Genomic DNA, 17,134 nt, shown 5'->3' with positions numbered 1-17,134 from the left:
GGGGAGAAGACGCGCAGTGTAGCCCACGCCAGCCTGAGTGCGTGGCACAATGCGTGATCGGCACGCCACGTGCCACTGCTCCCAGGACTTTCATGACCCGCGCCATCCTCGACGAAGCCCAGATCCATCCCGCCGCCCGCCCTTTGATCGGCAGCAAGCACCAGGACATCGTGCGCGAGGTGCAGGCGGCCATCGCCGCGCACCAGGTCGTGGTGGTCGGCATGGCGCTCAATCCGTTCCCGCGCAAGGCGCGCAAGATACTCGACGTGCTGGGCACGCCTTACCAGTACCTGCAATACGGCAGTTATTTGAGCCAGTGGCACCGCCGCAATGCCTTGAAAATGTGGACGGGTTGGCCCACGTTTCCCATGATTTTCGTCAATGACGTGCTCATTGGCGGCGCCAGCGAGCTGCAAAAGCTCGTGGAAAATGGCGAGTTCAGCGCCATGCTGGCGAAGAAGCTGCGCCAGTTCTGACCTGTTCCTTACTCGCCCGGCCGCCACGGCGACTTGCGCGTGCGCAAGGGGTCGAGCAAGCTTCTTAAATCGTTGTGGTCGAGTTCGTACATCAGCGCAATTAAACTGCCCAGTTCGCCCGAGGGGAAGCCCTCGCGCGCGAACCAGCCGAGGTAATGTCCCGGCAAGTCGGCCAGCAAGCGTCCCTGATATTTCCCGTATGGCATTTCGCGCGTGACCAGCAGCGCCAGTTTTTCTGAATTCATGCGACAGCTCCGTAATCGATCGATGCAGTGTAGCAGACCATTGCATTGTTGAGCTGGGCGCAATTATCTTCTTCCGGATCAGGTATTTTTCGGAATAAAGAAAACCCCGATACTGCATGCCAACATCATTTATCGGAGTTTGCCATGCCCATTGCCTTGCTCGCGCTGACCCTCAGCGCGTTTGCCATCGGAACCACCGAGTTTGTCATCGTGGGGCTGTTGCCCACCATCGCCGCAGACCTGGGCGTCAACCTGCCGTCGGCCGGCCTGCTGGTCAGCCTGTATGCGCTGGGCGTCGCCGTCGGCGCGCCTGTCCTGACTGCCCTGACGGGCAAGATCCCGCGCAAAACCCTGTTGCTGTCGTTGATGGTCTTGTTCACCCTGGGCAATTTGCTGGCGTGGAAATCACCGGGCTATGCAACCCTCGTCGTCGCCCGCATCCTGACGGGGCTGGCGCATGGCGTGTTCTTTTCCATCGGCTCGACCATCGCCACCTCGCTGGTGCCGAAGGACAAGGCGGCCAGCGCGATCGCCATCATGTTTACGGGCTTGACCGTGGCCCTGGTGACGGGCGTGCCGCTGGGCACCTTCATCGGCCAGCATTTCGGCTGGCGCGAAACCTTCCTCGCCGTCTCGGCCCTGGGTCTGGTGGCGTTCATCGGCAGCCTGCTGTACGTGCCATCGACCATCAAGCACAGCAAGCCTGCCTCGCTGCTGCAGCAAGTGCAGGTGCTGGGCCAGCCCCGGCTGCTGCTGGTGTACGCCATGACGGCCGTCGGCTATGGCGGCTCCTTCATCGCCTTTACTTATCTGGCGCCGATCCTGCAGCAAGTGTCGGGTTTCAGCGCCGGCGCCGTGGGCGCGGTGATGCTCGTGTATGGCGTGTCCGTGGCGTTCGGCAATATCTGGGGCGGCAAGCTGGCCGACAAGAAAGGCCCTGTCAGCGCCCTGAAACTGATCTTTTTGCTGCTGTCCGCAGTCTTGCTGCTGCTGACCTTCACGGCGCCGCATCCCGTGCTCGTCGTCATCACCGTGCTGCTGTGGGGGGCCGTGGCCTTCGGTAACGTGGCCGGTTTGCAAGTGTATGTCGTGCAGCAAGCGGAACACTTCACGCCCCGCGCCGTGGACGTCGCTTCCGGCCTGAATATCGCCGCTTTTAATCTGGGCATCGCCGGCGGCGCCTGGGGCGGCGGCTTGATCGTAGAACACCTGGGCCTCGTGCACACGGGCTGGATCGGCGCGCTGGTCGTGCTGGGCGCCTTCGGCTTGACGGCCCTGAGCGGCCGGATGGACCGCCTGAACCCGATTCCCGTGCGCAGCGGCGGCGAGAAATCGATGCATGCGGTGGGGCATTAAGCCTGCTTGATCTGCAAGCAAGTTGCTGGCACGGGCGAGAGCAGGGTTTACAATGGTGTTTCCCTTTCTCTCGCCCATATTCCCCATGTCCGATACCGCAATGTCACCGCTGCGCCTGCGCGCCGCCATCAACCCGAAACCGCTGGGCGTCGCCCTGTTGCTCATCGTGCTAGGCGCCTGGTACCTGGCGCTGACGGTGGGCGCCACCCAGTCCGCGCTGTACGTGGTGGGCGCCTTGCTCGGCATCACCCTGTATCACGCGGCCTTCGGTTTTACATCGGCCTGGCGCGTCTTCATTGCCGATGGCCGCGGCGACGGCTTGCGCGCGCAAATGCTGATGCTGGCCGTGGGCGTGACCCTGTTTTTCCCGGCATTGTCGGCCGGCACCCTGTTCGGCACGCCCGTGGCGGGCCTGGTGTCGCCCGCCGGCACATCCGTCATCTTCGGCGCCTTCATCTTCGGCATCGGCATGCAGCTGGGCGGCGGTTGCGCCTCCGGCACCCTGTACACGGTGGGCGGGGGCAGCACGCGCATGCTCATCACCCTGGCCGCCTTCATCGTCGGCTCCGTGATCGGCACGGCGCACATGCCGTTCTGGACGGCGCTGCCGCAACTTCAACCCATTTCCCTCGTCACGACCCTAGGCCTGGTGCCTGCGCTGGCGCTGAACTGGATCGTTTTCGCGCTGATCGCCGGCCTCACGGTCTTCGTTGAAAAGCGCCGCCACGGCAAGCTCGTCGCCACGCAGCTGCGCCCGTCCCAGGCGTCGCCCTGGCTGCACGGCCCCTGGCCGCTGGTGGCGGGCGCCGTCGCGCTCGTCGTACTCAATTTCATCACCCTGGCGCTGTCGGGCCGTCCGTGGGGCGTGACGTCCGCGTTCGCCCTGTGGGGCGCGAAAGCGGCATCCGTGATCGGCATCGATACGGCCAGCTGGGCCTATTGGTCGACCAAAGCGAACGCGGCCGCGCTGGCCGCGCCGCTGACGCAGGACAAGACTTCCGTGATGGACATCGGCATCGTCCTGGGCGCCATGCTGGCGGCGGCCCTGGCCGGCCGCTACGCGCCCGTGTGGCGCATCCCGCGCCGCTCGGTCATCGCCGCCGTCGCCGGCGGCTTGCTGCTCGGCTACGGCGCGCGTCTGGCCTACGGCTGCAATATCGGCGCCTATTTCAGCGGCATCGTCTCGGGCAGCCTGCACGGCTGGCTATGGCTGGTCTGCGCTTTCCTGGGCAACGTCATCGGCACGCGCTTGCGTCCGTGGTTCGGCCTGGAAGTGGAGAAAGTCAAACCTAGCGGCTGCTGAGGCCGGCGTCAACAGGGGCTTTGCTGTATATTTCTGCCCCTGTTCACCTTGCCGCCAGCGTATCGCCCATGTCCCCCCTCATCCTGTTTGCCGTCGTCCTCGCGTATTTCCTGATCCTGCTGGGCGTGGCGTGGCGCACCTCGCGCCATGCCACCAACGACAGTTTTTTCATCGGCAACAAGGACAGCAACTGGATGCTGGTGGCCTTCGGCATGGTCGGCACCACGCTCACGGGCGTGACCTTCATCAGCGTGCCCGGCGCCGTGGGCAGCAACGGTTTCGGCTACATCCAGCTGATGATCGGCTACGTGCTCGGCTACCTGGCTATCACGTTTATTTTGCTGCCGCTGTATTACCGGCTGCAGCTCACTTCCATTTACCGCTACCTGGAACTGCGCCTGGGCCGGCGCTCCTACCAGAGCGGGGCGGCGTTTTTCATCGTCTCGCGCCTGCTGGGCGCCACGGCGCGGCTGTATCTGGTGGTCAATATCCTTCAGGCAACGATACTCGACAGCCTGGGCGTGCCGTTCTGGCTGACGTCGTGCATCGTGCTGCTGCTGATCCTGCTGTACACGTACGAGGGCGGCGTGAAGACCATCGTCTGGACCGATACCCTGCAAACGGCGTGCATGCTGGCCGGCCTCGCCATCTGCAGCGTGTTTTTGCTGCGCGCGATGGACCTGTCCCTCATCGACAGCCTCGAGCGCATGCGCGCGCAAGGCCTCACGCGCATCTTCACCGTCGACCCGGACAGCCCCGCCTATGTGTGGAAGCACATTCTTGCCGGCATGTTCATCACGATCGCCATGACGGGCATGGACCAGGAAATGATGCAAAAGAACATTTCCGTGCGCACCTTGCGCGATTCGCAAAAGAACATGCTCAGCCTGACCGTGGTGCTGACGGGCGTGCTGCTGCTGTTCCTCTTCCTCGGCGGCTTGCTGCACCTGTATGCGCCGCTGGCCGGCATCAGCGCGACAGGCGATAAACTGTTTCCCGCCGTCGTGCTGGGGCACTTTCCCGCCGTGGTGCAGCTGATTTTTTTCATCGCGCTCATTTCCGCCCTGTTTCCCAGCGTGGATGGGGCATTGACGGCGCTCACGTCCACCTTCTGCATCGATATTTTGGGCGTGCAGCGCAGGCAGGATTTGAGCGCGGCCGCGCAGATGCGCTGGCGCCGCCGTGTGCACCTAGGGTTCGCCGTGCTGTTCCTGATATTGATCATGGCCTTCAAATGGCTGGACGACCCCAGCATGATAGGCGTGATCCTGAAGCTGGCCAGCTATACCTATGGTCCGCTGCTGGGTCTGTTCGCCTTCGGCCTGCTGAGCCGGCGCGGCGTACGCGACCGCTGGGTGCCGCTGGTGGCCGTGGCCGGGCCGCTGCTGTGCGCGCTGATCGAAGGGGAGCAGGCGCGGCTGTTCGAGCATTACCGCATCGGCCTGGAACTGCTGATCCTGAACGGCGCCTTGGTACTCGCAGGCCTGTTCCTCATTTCCACGCCCCCGGGGCAGGGCGGCCAGGACACGCAATACTTGTCAAAATAAGACGAATCCCAAGGCGATCGCGGCCATTTTCAGCTATATTGATTTCCTTTAGGTACATAACCTCACGGAGCATCGATGTCACTCAACCCCTTCCCGCCGCTACGCCGCGGCTTTGGCGCATTCTGGCGCGCGCTGGACGCCACCCGCCGCGCGGTCATCAACCTGATTTTCCTGCTGATCGTCATCGCCATCCTGATTGCCATCTTTGGCGGCGGCGCCAAGCCCCTGGCGGACAAGACCACCCTGGTACTCGACTTGCAAGGCCCGCTGGTCGAGGAAACCCCGGGCGGCGTGCGCGAAGCCGTGCTGGCCAATGTCAGCGGCGAAGTCAAGAAAAGCGTGCAGCTGCGCGACGTGCTGGCCGTGCTCGACACGGCCGGCAAGGACAAGAACATCGGTTCCATGGTGATCCTGCTCGACGAATTGCAGGGCGGCGGCCTGGCGTCGCTGCGCGAAGTGGCGGCCGGCGTCGAGCGTTTCCGCGCCACGGGCAAGAAAGTGACGGCCTGGGGTTCGAGCTACAACCAGCGCCAGTACCTGGTGGCGGCGAAGGCCGACGAGGTATTTCTGCACCCGATGGGCGGCGTCATGCTGGAAGGCTTTGGCCGCTACCGCAATTACTACCGCGACGCGCTCGACAAGGTGGGCGTGACGGTCAACCTGCTGAAGGTCGGTACGTATAAAAGCGCGGCCGAGCCTTTCATCGCCAACGGCCCGTCCGAAGCGGCGGCTGAAGCGGACCGCTACCTGAACAACGGCCTGTGGACCACCTACACGACGGACGTGGAAAAGGCGCGCAAGCTGCCGGCCGGCGCGATCATGCAAACGATCGACAACCTGCCAGCCTTGATGACGGCTGCCGGTGGCGACATTGCCAAGCTGTCGCTCAATGGAAAACTGGTCGACGGCCTGAAAACGCGCGATGAGCTGCGCCAGTTCATGATGGCGCGCGGCGCCAAGAACACGGAAGGCACGAACTTCCGCCAGGTGAACTACACCGATTACCTGGCGCGTCTGCGCCCCGTGCACATCGGCGATGCCGTCGGCGTGGTCATCGCCTCGGGCGAAATCGGCGACGGCATCGCGCCGCCGGGCGCCATCGGCGGCCTGTCCACCTCGCGCTTGATCCGCCAGGCGCGCGAAGACAAGTCGATCAAGGCCGTCGTGCTGCGCGTCGATTCGCCGGGCGGCAGCGCCTTCGGCTCGGAACTGATCCGCCGCGAACTGGAACTGACGCGCGCCGCCGGCAAGCCGGTGGTCGTCTCGATGGGCAACGTGGCCGCTTCGGGCGGCTACTGGATCAGCACCTCGTCCGATGAAGTGATCGCCGACGCGGCCACCATCACCGGCTCCATCGGCGTGTTCGCGATTCTGCCGACGGCCGATAAGGTGGTGGAAAAGCTGGGCATCCACACGGCCGGCTCGCCGACCACGTGGCTGGCCGACGCGGGCAACCCCTTGCGCCCGCTCGATCCCCGCTTCGCCGAAGTGATCCAGGGTTCGATCAACCACGTGTATGGCGACTTCCTGAACCTGGCGGCCAAGGCGCGCAAGACGACGCCGGAAAAGATCGATGCAGTGGCGCAGGGCCGCGTCTGGACGGGCTTGCAGGCGAAAGAGCGCAACCTGGTCGACCGCATCGGCAGCTATGGCGATGCGCTGGCCTCGGCCGCCAAGCGGGCCAATCTGGGCGCCGACTACCGCGTGACCTACCTGGAACAGGAAACGTCGAACGTCGATCGCCTGATCGGCATGTTCGGTTCCAAGGCCATGGCCTCGCTGGGGCTGGGCGAGCACGTGAAACTGGGCCTGACCGGCACGGGCTTGCCGGCCGACGCGGCGCTGGGCATGGCGCAGGACCTCTCCTGGCTGTCGGGCATCACGCGCGAGCGCAAACCGTTCATGGCGCTTACGCACTGCCTGTGCGAGGTGCCCCTGGGCGGCAAGTAAAGTCAGGCCTTACACGGCAATATAGATGACATCTCCAAGCCGGCTTCGCCCGGCTTGTTTTCCTTGAGGAGCAGACTATGGCAAGCGACATGAGTGGACCCACGGGTATCGCCATCCGCCCTTGCATCAAGGGCGATGAACAGGCGCTGGCGCTGGTGGGACAGGCCACCTTCCTGGAAGCGTTCGCCGGCATCCTCGATGGCGCCGACGTCATCGCCCATTGCCAGCGCCAGCATGACGCGCAGCTGTACCGCGACTGGCTGGCGCTGCCGGCCATGCGTTTATGGCTGGCCGAGGCCATGCCCGGCGGCGCACCCGTCGGTTATCTGGTGCTCAGTCCCGCCAGCCTGCCGGTGGCGGAGCCGCGTCCGGACGACCTGGAAATCAAGCGCATCTACCTGCTGCACCGCTTCCAGGGCCGGCGCGTGGGCCAGCGCCTGATGCAGGCGGCGCTGAGCCAAGCGCGCGCCGGCGGGGCAGGGCGCGTGCTGCTGGGCGTGTACGCGGAAAACCACGACGCGCTGGCGTTCTATGCGCGCTGCGGCTTTGCGCAGGTGGGACGGCGCACCTTCCGCGTCGGCCGCACCGACTACCAGGATGTCATCCTCGGCATGACCTTGTAAATTCAGGTAAAGAATCGCCGCCGTCTGTGACCACTTGATCCCCGCGCGGCGCCGGGTCAAGGCGGCTGGCGGGAGATTTGTAGCGAGTTTGTATCTGCATGCGAGTCGCCCGCGTCTGGCGCACGCCGGGCGATGACGCCCCGCAAGCCTGATTTTTCCACCGTTACCCCACAGGGTCGGCCCGCCTGCCGGCCCGCCTGGTCCTCCCATGCCTGCCAGGCTGTGTGTAATTGTTTCAAGTAGAAATGAAACAGTTACATGACTATGCTAGAGTCGTTTCACGCTGGAGAGCGATGTTTTTTCAGCTGATTTTCAGCTCTTGACTCCCCGGCTGAGTACCGAAACAACCCCGAAAAACGGTCGTCCGGCCTGAGTGTGTTCCAACTCGGCCGGCGCCACAGAATCGCCGTGCCAGCGGCCACTACAAGGATAAGCGATGGATTCGCAGACAACACCCCATACCCTGCGGCGCAGCCGCCGTTCGAAAATCGTCGGCACGGTCATCGCGCTGGCCGTGATGGCGGCGCTGGGGGGCGGTGCCTGGTATCTGACCCATTCCGGCGCCAGCGCCCAGGGCGGTGCCGGCGGTCCCGGTGGCCCGGGCGGACCCGGCGGGCCTGGCGGACGCCGCGGCGCTCCCTCGACCACCGTCGGCGTGGCCACGGCCGTCAAGTCCGACCTGCCCGTGGTGCTCGATGCGCTGGGCACGGTGACGGCCGCATCCACCGTGACGGTGCGCCCGCAAGTGTCGGGCATTTTGAAGGAATTGAAATTCAAGGAAGGCGGCATGGTCAAGGCGGGCCAGGTGGTGGCGCAGATCGATCCGGCCCAGTTCGAGATGGCGCTGATGCAGGCCACGGGCCAGCGCCAGCGCGATGAAGCGCAGCTGGAAAACGCGCGCCTGACCCTGAAACGCTATCAAACCCTGCTGGGCCAGGATTCCATCGCGCGCCAGGACGTCGACACGCAGGCCGCATTGGTCAAGCAGCTGGAAGGCACTGTCATGACGGACCGCGCGTCCGAAGGCACGGCCAGGCTGAACCTCGGCTACACCAAGGTGGTATCGCCGATCAGCGGCCGTGCGGGCCTGAAGGTGGTCGATATCGGCAACCTGGTGAGCACCAGCGACACGGGCGGCGTGGTGGTGGTGACGCAGCTCTCGCCCATCGACGTGGAATTTTCCGTGCCGCAGGATAAGGTGCAGACCATCCAGGAGCGCCTGAATGGCGGCTCGGCCCTGGCGGCGCTGGCGCTGGACCGCACGCGCACGCATACGCTGGACAAGGGCAGCCTGACGGCGCTCGACAACCAGGTCGACGTGCAGACAGGCACCGTGCGCGCCAAGGCCCGTTACACGAACGACAAGATGGCCTTGTTCCCCAGCCAGTTCGTCAACGTGCGGCTGGAACTGGGCAACATCACGGGCGCCGTGCTGGTACCCGTGACGGCCCTGCGTCACAGTAACAACGGCGACTTCGTGTATGTGCTCAAGGCCGACAAGACCGTCACCGTGCGCATGGTCACGCGGGGCCAGGCCACTACCGACATGGTGGAAATCCGCGCCGGCCTGGAAGCGGGCGAGCAAGTCATCACGGAAGGCGCCGACCGCCTGAAGGAAGGCGCAAAAGTCACGCTGGCGGGCGACAAGCCGGCCATGGGCGGCGCAGGTGCTGCCGGCGCGAACGGCGAACGCCGCCACCGCCGCCAGCATGCTGACGGCGCGGCCAGCGCTTCGGCGTCCGCCTCCGCTCCCGCCAGTGCGCCGGCGACCGCTCCGGCGAAGGGCGCAGCGCAATGAGTCCATCGACGCCGTTCATCAAGCGCCCCGTCGCCACGGCGCTGCTGATGCTGGCCATCGTGCTGGCGGGGCTGGTCGGCTTCAAGTTCCTGCCGCTGGCCGCCTTGCCGCAGGTGGACTTCCCCACCATCCAGGTGCAGACCCTGTACCCGGGCGCGAGTCCCGAAGTCATGGGGCAGACGGTGACGGCGCCGCTGGAGCGCCAGTTCGGGCAGATGTCGGGTCTACAGCGCATGAGTTCCACCAGCGCGGCCGGCGTTTCCCTCATCACCCTGCAATTCACCTTGGGCCAGACCCTGGACGTGGCCGAGCAGGAAGTGCAGGCCGCCATCAACGCGGGCGGCTCCTTGCTGCCCACCGATTTGCCGGCGCCGCCCGTGTACGCGAAGATCAACCCGGCCGACGCGCCCGTGCTGACGCTGGCGATCACCTCGGACACGATGCCGCTGACGCAGGTGCAAAACATCGTCAACACGCGCCTGGCGCTGAAGATCAGCCAGGTCAACGGCGTGGGCCTCGTTTCGCTGTCGGGCGGCCAGCGTCCCGCCGTGCGCATCCAGGGCGACACCAAGTTGCTGGCTTCCTACGGCCTGGGCCTCGACAGCCTGCGCACGGCCATCGCGGCGGCCAACGTCAACAGTGCCAAGGGCAGTTTCGACGGTCCCACGCGCTCGTTTACCATCAACGCCAACGACCAGCTGGTGACGGCGGAAGACTACAAGCGCCTGATCATCACGTATAAAAACGGCGCGCCCGTGCGCCTGGCTGACGTGGCGAACGTCGTCGACAGCGCGGAAAACACGCGCCTCGGTGCCTGGTCGGGCAAGCAGCCGGCCATCATCCTGAACGTGCAGCGCCAGCCCGGCGCCAACGTCATCAAGACGGTGGACGCCATCAAGGCGCTGTTGCCCGACCTGCAGGCCAGCCTGCCGGCGGCCATGAAGCTCGACGTGCTGAGCGACCGCACGACGGGCATCCGCGCTTCCGTCGAACACGTGGAAATGGAACTGCTGTTGTCCGTGCTGCTGGTGGTGCTGGTGATCTTCGCCTTCCTGCACAGCATGCGCGCCACGGTGATCGCCAGCCTGTCCGTGCCGATTTCGCTGATCGGCGCCTGCGGCGTCATGTATCTGCTCGGCTACAGCCTGAACAACCTGTCGCTGATGGCCTTGACCATCGCCACGGGCTTTGTCGTCGACGACGCCATCGTCATGATCGAAAACATCGCCCGCTACATCGAGGAGGGCGAAACGCCGATGGCCGCCGCGCTGAAGGGCGCGTCGCAGATCGGCTTTACCATCATCTCGCTGACGGTCTCGCTGATCGCCGTGCTGATTCCCCTGCTGTTCATGGGCGACGTGGTGGGCCGATTGTTCCGCGAATTTGCCATGACCCTGGCCATCACTATCTTGATTTCCGCCGTGGTGTCGCTGACCCTGGTGCCGATGATGTCGGCGCGCTGGCTGAAAAGCCACGCCGATGAAAAAATCAGCGCCACGGGCCAGCGCATCCAGGCTTTCCTCGACAAGGTCATCCATCAGTACGACCTTGCGCTCGTGTGGGTACTGAAGCGCCAGGGACTGACCCTGCTCGTGGCCCTGGCCACCTTGCTGCTGACCGTCGTCCTGTATATCACCATCCCGAAAGGCCTGTTCCCCACGCAGGACACGGGCCAGCTGCAGGCGCGCATCGAAACCTCGCAAGCCGTCTCGTACGCGCGCATGGCCGCCTTGCAGCAGGCGGCCGCCAGCGCGCTGCTGGAAGACCCCGCTGTCGATACCTTGAGTTCCCTCGTCGGCGTCGATGCGGCCAACAACACCATGCTGCACACGGGCAGCATGCTGATCAACCTGAAGCGTCCGCGCAGCGGCAGCCAGGACGAGATCATGGAACGCCTGCGCAACCGCGTGGCCAAGGTGGCCGGCGTGACCCTGTATCTGCAGCCGACGCAGGATCTGACCATCGATGCGGAATCGGGGCCGACGCAATACCGCGTCTCGCTCGAAGGGGCCGATACGGCCACCGTCACCGAATGGGCCGGCAAGCTGGCCGCCCGCATGCGCGAGCAATCGCAGCTGCGCAACGTCGTCACGGATGCGGGCGCCACGGGCGCCGCCGTGACGGTCGCCATCGACCGCGACAGCGCCGCGCGCATGTCGGTGACCACGGCCACCGTCGACGACGCCTTGTATAACGCCTTCGGCCAGCGCATCATTTCGACGATTTTCACGGAAACCAACCAGTACCGCGTGATTCTCGAAGCGCAGCCGGGCATCGTCACGACGCCGGCCGACCTGTCGGACCTGCAGGTGCGCACAGGTTCCGGCAAGTCGACGCCGCTGTCCGCGTTTGCCAGCGTCAGCGAAAAACAGGCGCCGCTGCAGATCACGCACGTGGCGCAGTATCCGGCCACGACCCTGGGCTTCGATACGACGCAGGGCGTGGCGCTGGGCAGCGCCGTCGACGCCATCCGCCAGGCGGCGAAAGACATCGCCTTGCCGCCGTCGGTGACACTGACCTTCCTCGGCGCGGCCGGCGCGTATGAAAACTCGCTGTCGAACCAGCTGTGGCTCATTCTGGCCGCCGTCGTCTGCGTCTACATCGTGCTCGGCGTGCTGTACGAAAGCTACATCCATCCGCTGACGATTTTGTCGACCCTGCCGTCGGCCGGCGTGGGCGCCTTGCTGGCCCTGATGATCTCGGGCCAGGACCTGGGCGTGATCGGCATCATCGGCATCATCCTGCTGATCGGCATCGTGAAAAAGAACGCCATCATGATGATCGACTTCGCCATCGAGGCCGAGCGCGACGAGGGAAAAAGTCCGCAGGAAGCCATCCACCAGGCAGCGCTGCTGCGTTTCCGCCCGATTTTGATGACGACCCTGGCGGCCCTGTTCGCGGCCGTGCCGCTGATGCTGGGCTGGGGCGAGGGCGCCGAGTTGCGCCGTCCGTTGGGCCTGGCCATCTTCGGCGGCCTGATCGTCAGCCAGGTGCTGACCTTGTTCACCACGCCCGTCATCTACCTGGGCTTCGACCGCCTGGGCCAGCGCTTCGCGCGCAAGACGCCCGGGGTGAAGCTGGACAAGCCGGCAGATAACGCGGGGAGCGCCGCGTGAACCTGTCCGAACCGTTCGTCAAGCGTCCCATCGCCACCGTGCTGCTGACCATCGGCATCGCGCTGGCGGGCATCGGCGCGTTCTTCGTGCTGCCCGTCTCGCCGCTGCCGCAGGTCGATTATCCGACCATTTCCGTCAGCGCCAGCCTGCCCGGCGCCAGCCCCGCGACCATGGCCACTTCCGTGGCCACGCCGCTGGAACGGCGCCTGGGCGTGATCTCGGGCGTGAACGAGATGACGTCGTCGTCGGGCACGGGCTCGGCGCGCATCAATTTGCAGTTCGACCTGAACCGCAAGATCGATTCGGCCGCGCGCGAAGTGCAGGCCGCGATTGCCGCCGCGCGCGTGGACTTGCCGGCCACCTTGCGCAGCAATCCCACCTACCGCAAGGCCAATCCGTCCGACGCGCCCGTGATCATCCTGGCGCTGACGTCGAAAACGCGCACGCCGGGCCAGATCTACGATGCCGTGTCGAACCTGGTGCAGCAAAAGGTGGCGCAGGTCAAAGGCGTGGGCGACGTGGAACTGGGCGGCGGTTCGCTGCCCGCCGTGCGCGTGGAATTGCTGCCGTATCAGCTCAATCACTATGCCGTGTCGATGGAAGACGTGCGCGCGGCCATCCAGGCCAGCAACGCCAACCGCCCCAAGGGAGCCATCTCCGGCGACGAGCGCAGCCTGCAGATCTATTCGGGCGCGGCGACGGCCACGGGCGGGCGCTCAGCAAACGACTACCGCAGCCTGGTGGTGGCCTGGCGCGACGGCGCCGCCATCCGCCTCGACGACGTGGCCGACGTGGTCGACGGCGTGGAAAACACGAATACCCTGGGCCTGTTCAATGGCGACCCGGCCGTCATCGTGCTGATCACGCGCCAGCCCGGTGCCAACGTCATCGCCACGGTGGACGGCGTGCGCGCGCTGCTGCCGCAACTGCAGGCGCAACTGCCGGGCGACATCAAGCTGCAGGTGGCGTCCGACAGCACCAATTCCATCCGCTCGTCGCTGCACGAAATCGAATTCACCCTGATCCTGTCCATCGTGCTCGTCGTGCTGGTGGTCAGCGCCTTTTTGCGCAGCGTGCGCGCCACCATCATCCCGGCCGTGGCCACCATCGTTTCCCTGCTGGGCACCTTCGGCGTGATGTACATGCTGGGCTTTAGCCTGAACAACCTGTCCCTGATGGCGCTCACGGTGGCCACGGGCTTCGTCGTCGACGACGCCATCGTGGTGCTGGAAAATACGCAGCGCCACATCGAGGCGGGCATGGACCGCTTCAAGGCGGCCCTGCTGGGCGCGCGCGAAGTGGGTTTTACGGTGCTGTCGATCAGCCTGTCGCTGGTGGCCGTCTTCATCCCGCTGCTGTTCATGGGCGGGCAGGTGGGGCGCTTGTTCCGCGAGTTTGCCGTGACCCTGTCGGCCGCCGTGATGATTTCGCTGGTGATCTCGCTCACGACCACGCCGATGATGTGCGCCTGGCTGCTGAAAAGCGGCCAGCAGCATAAAAAGCCGGGTGCGGTGGCGCGCTGGTTCGAGCGCGGTTTCGAGCGCATGCTGAAAGTCTACGAGCACTGCCTGGACTGGGCGCTGTCGAGCGCCGCGCTGGTGATGACCATCCTCGTCTTCGTCGTCGGCTTGAACGTGTACCTGTTCGCGGCCGCGCCCAAGGGCTTCTTTCCGCAGCAGGACACGGGCCAGATCAACGGCGGCATGCGCGCCGACCAGAGCATCTCGTTCCAGGCCATGCAGAGTAAATTGCGCCAGCTGGTCAACATCATCAAGGACGACCCGGCCGTCGCCACCGTCGTGGGGTTTACGGGCGGCGGACGGGCAGGGGGCGGCTTCATGTTCATCGACTTGAAGCCGGCCTCGCAGCGCACGGACAAGGGGCAAGCCGTGATCGCGCGCCTGCGTCCGCAACTGGCCAAGGTGACGGGCATTTCGCTGTTCCTCAACCCCGTGCAGGATTTGCGCATGGGCGGGCGCTCGAGTAATTCCACCTACCAGTACACCCTGATCAGCGACAACCAGGCGGACCTGAAGAAGTGGGCGGCGAAGCTGGCCGACCAGATGAAGCTGCAGCCGCCCCTGATCGACGTGGACACGGACCAGGCGGAAAACGGCGTGGAAACTTTTGTTTCCATCGACAAGGACCGCGCCACGCAACTGGGCGTGCAAGTCAAGGATATCGACAATGCGCTGTACAACAGTTTCGGCCAGCGCCAGGTGGCGACCATCTACGATGAGCTGAACCAGTACCACGTGATCATGGAAGTGGCGCCCCGCTATGCGCAAAGCCCGGAAGCGCTGCGCTCCGTGTATGTGCCGGCGTCGAATGCGGCGGCCGTCGCGGCCACCAGCACGACGGCGACGGCCAGCACCACCGCTGCGGCGACGGGCGCGGCGACGTCCAACACGACGGCGGCGCGCGACCCGTCCAGCGGCTCGGCCCTGTCCACGACCCTGGCGCACATGGTGCCGCTGTCCTCGTTCAGCAGCTTTGCGGAAAGCTCGACCGCGACCTCGATCAACCACCAGGGCGGCGAGCTGGCCACCACCGTGTCGTTCAACCTGGCCGACGGCTATCCGCTCAGCGACGGGCAGGCCGCCGTGGCCCAGGCGGAGTCGGAAATCGGCATGCCCGTCAACGTGCGCGGCAGTTTCCAGGGCTCGGCCAAGAGCGCGCAGGACAGCAACAAGGAGCAGCCGCTCTTGATCCTGGCGGCCATCGTGGTCATCTACATCGTGCTGGGCATCCTGTACGAAAGCCTGATCCATCCCGTCACCGTGCTGTCGACCTTGCCGTCGGCGGGGGTGGGCGCCGTGCTGGCCTTGCTGCTGTTCCGCATGGAGTTTTCCATCATCGCCCTGATCGGCGTGTTCCTGTTGATCGGTATCGTCAAGAAAAATGCTATATTGATCATCGACTTCGCGCTGGAGGCCGAGCGTTCGCGCGGCTTGACAGCCGTGGAGGCGGTGCGCGAGGCATGTTTGCTGCGTTTCCGCCCCATTCTGATGACCACCCTGGCGGCGGCGCTTGGCGCCTTGCCGCTGGCGATCGGTTTCGGCGAGGGGTCGGAGCTACGCCAGCCCTTGGGGGTCGCCATCATCGGCGGCCTGATCGCCAGCCAGTTACTCACATTGCTGACCACCCCGGTGGTCTATATCCTGCTCGACAAGCTGCGCACGCGCAGCGCCGACGAGCAGCAATTGAGCCGCATTCCTGGGCCAGATAACCCGAGCACACAATCATGAAGCAAGTAAAACCTATTTCCTCCGCCGTTCCCGCACGCCGCCTGCTGGCCGTGGCCGCAGCAGTTCTCCTTGCCGGCTGCGCCGTCAGCCCCGCGTATGAAACGCCGACGGCCGCCGCGCCGCAAGCGTTCAAGGAGGCGGCCGGCTGGCAACCGGCCGCACCGGCCGACACCCTGGAGCGCGGTCCCTGGTGGACCCTGTTCGGCGACGCGCAGCTGAACCAGCTGGCCGAAGGCATCGACATATCGAACCAGAACGTGGCGGCCGCCATCGCTTCGTACGAGCAGGCGCGCGCGCTGGTGCGCGAACAGCGCGCCTCGCTGTTCCCCACCGTGAACCTGACGGGCAGCGGCGCCCGTTCGGGCGGCGGGGGCGAGCAGCAGACGAACAACAACTTCAAGGCCGCCATCGGCGCCTCGTGGGAGCCGGACGTGTGGGGCAAGCTGCGCGCCGGCGTGACGGGCGCCGATGCCAGCGCGGCCGCCAGTGCGGCGGACCTGGCCGCCGCGCGCCTGTCGGCGCAGGGCGAGCTGGCCACCAATTACTTTTCGCTGCGCCAGAGCGATGCGCAGATCGCGCTGCTGAACGCCACCATCGATGGCTACAAGCGCGTGCTCGAGATCACCGGCAACCGTTTTAAATCGGGCATCGCCGCCAAGTCCGACCTGCTGCAGGCGCAGACGCAGCTGGCCAATGCGCAGATCGACCTGTCGAGCCAGACGCGCGCCCGCGCCCAGCTCGAACACGCGATCGCCATCCTCTTGGGCCGCGCGCCGTCCGACTTCAGCCTGGCTGCGGCGCCGTGGACCCTGACCGTGCCCGAGGTACCGCTGGGCGTGCCATCGACCCTGCTGCAGCGCCGTCCCGACATCGCCGCCGCCGAGCGCAGGGTGGCCGTGGCCAACGAGCAGATCGGTATCGCCCGCTCGGCCTACTATCCGAGCCTGAACCTGACGGGTTCCTACGGTTCCGGCGCCAGCAAGGTGGGCGACCTGTTCAACGCTTCAAGCAGCTTGTGGTCGCTGGGCGTGTCGGCCGCGCAAACGCTGTTCAACGCGGGCGCCACCACGGCCAGCGTCGATGCTGCCAAGGCGGGCCATGAGGCGGCCGTCGCGCGCTACCGCCAGACGGTATTGAGTGCCTTTGGCGCCGTGGAAGACCAGTTGTCGGCCACGCGCGCGCTGGCCGAGCAATTGGCCTTGCGCCAGCAGGCGTCGTCGGCCGCCGACCAGGTCGAACAGCAGATGTTGAACCGCTACAACGCGGGCCAGGTCGGCTACACGGACGTGGTGACGGCGCAGGTGACGGCCCTGTCGGCGCGCCGTTCGCTGGTGCAGGCCCAGGCGGATCGCCAGACGACGGCCGTGGCCCTGATCCAGTCGCTGGGCGGCGGCTGGCATGCGCCGCAGGCGCAGTAAGGGGGCGATCAGGGGCAGGCCGGCGCAGGAGAAAATCCCTGCGCCAAATTCGCG

The 17,134-nt window shown here is 65.6% G+C and carries 11 protein-coding genes; 10 read left to right on the top strand and 1 reads right to left on the bottom strand.

Annotated elements, in window-relative coordinates; translation table 11 throughout:
* Positions 1–92: 92 nt before the first annotated feature.
* Entirely contained in the window at positions 93–476 is a 384-nt protein-coding gene (locus AC1Q6X_RS00855) for a glutaredoxin (protein ID WP_492494545.1), read from the top strand.
* A gap of 8 nt (positions 477–484) precedes the next feature.
* Here the strand turns inward: AC1Q6X_RS00855 and AC1Q6X_RS00850 are convergent, their stop codons facing one another.
* Complete coding sequence (locus tag AC1Q6X_RS00850) at positions 485–721, bottom strand: DUF3820 family protein (protein WP_034749909.1); 237 nt, start codon at positions 719–721, stop codon at positions 485–487.
* A gap of 144 nt (positions 722–865) precedes the next feature.
* Here AC1Q6X_RS00850 and AC1Q6X_RS00845 point away from each other — a divergent pair, with 144 nt between their 5' ends.
* The 9 genes from AC1Q6X_RS00845 (at position 866) to AC1Q6X_RS00805 (ending at position 17,080) form a co-directional block, all read left to right on the top strand.
* Entirely contained in the window at positions 866–2,077 is a 1,212-nt protein-coding gene (locus AC1Q6X_RS00845) for an MFS transporter (protein ID WP_492494543.1), read from the top strand.
* Between the two features lie 85 nt (positions 2,078–2,162).
* A complete protein-coding gene (locus tag AC1Q6X_RS00840) occupies positions 2,163–3,380 on the top strand; it encodes a YeeE/YedE family protein (protein WP_492494541.1) in 1,218 nt (405 codons plus the stop codon).
* A 68-nt stretch (positions 3,381–3,448) separates the two neighbouring features.
* Entirely contained in the window at positions 3,449–4,927 is a 1,479-nt protein-coding gene (locus AC1Q6X_RS00835) for a sodium:solute symporter (RefSeq protein ID WP_492494539.1), read from the top strand.
* A gap of 75 nt (positions 4,928–5,002) precedes the next feature.
* Complete coding sequence (gene sppA, locus AC1Q6X_RS00830) at positions 5,003–6,877, top strand: signal peptide peptidase SppA (protein ID WP_492403164.1); 1,875 nt, start codon at positions 5,003–5,005, stop codon at positions 6,875–6,877.
* An 89-nt stretch (positions 6,878–6,966) separates the two neighbouring features.
* Positions 6,967–7,500: a GNAT family N-acetyltransferase gene (locus tag AC1Q6X_RS00825; RefSeq protein ID WP_492494537.1), complete on the top strand. Its 534-nt coding sequence runs from the start codon at positions 6,967–6,969 to the stop codon at positions 7,498–7,500.
* Between the two features lie 436 nt (positions 7,501–7,936).
* A complete protein-coding gene (locus AC1Q6X_RS00820) occupies positions 7,937–9,298 on the top strand; it encodes an efflux RND transporter periplasmic adaptor subunit (RefSeq protein ID WP_492494535.1) in 1,362 nt (453 codons plus the stop codon).
* Positions 9,295–12,414: an efflux RND transporter permease subunit gene (locus AC1Q6X_RS00815; RefSeq protein ID WP_492494533.1), complete on the top strand. Its 3,120-nt coding sequence runs from the start codon at positions 9,295–9,297 to the stop codon at positions 12,412–12,414. Before AC1Q6X_RS00820 ends, AC1Q6X_RS00815 begins: the two co-directional genes overlap by 4 nt.
* Positions 12,411–15,662 carry an efflux RND transporter permease subunit gene (locus tag AC1Q6X_RS00810; protein ID WP_492494531.1) on the top strand — a complete coding sequence of 1,084 codons (3,252 nt, stop codon included), beginning with the start codon at positions 12,411–12,413 and terminating at the stop codon, positions 15,660–15,662. The genes AC1Q6X_RS00815 and AC1Q6X_RS00810 overlap by 4 nt, the downstream gene beginning before the upstream one ends.
* Entirely contained in the window at positions 15,659–17,080 is a 1,422-nt protein-coding gene (locus AC1Q6X_RS00805; protein ID WP_492494529.1) for an efflux transporter outer membrane subunit, read from the top strand. Before AC1Q6X_RS00810 ends, AC1Q6X_RS00805 begins: the two co-directional genes overlap by 4 nt.
* The last annotated feature ends 54 nt before the right edge of the window (positions 17,081–17,134 follow it).

It is taken from the genome of Janthinobacterium sp. GW823-FHT06H09, from assembly GCF_058794735.1.
Note: the sequence above shows the minus strand (reverse complement) of the source record. Positions and strands in the feature narration are given on the sequence as shown.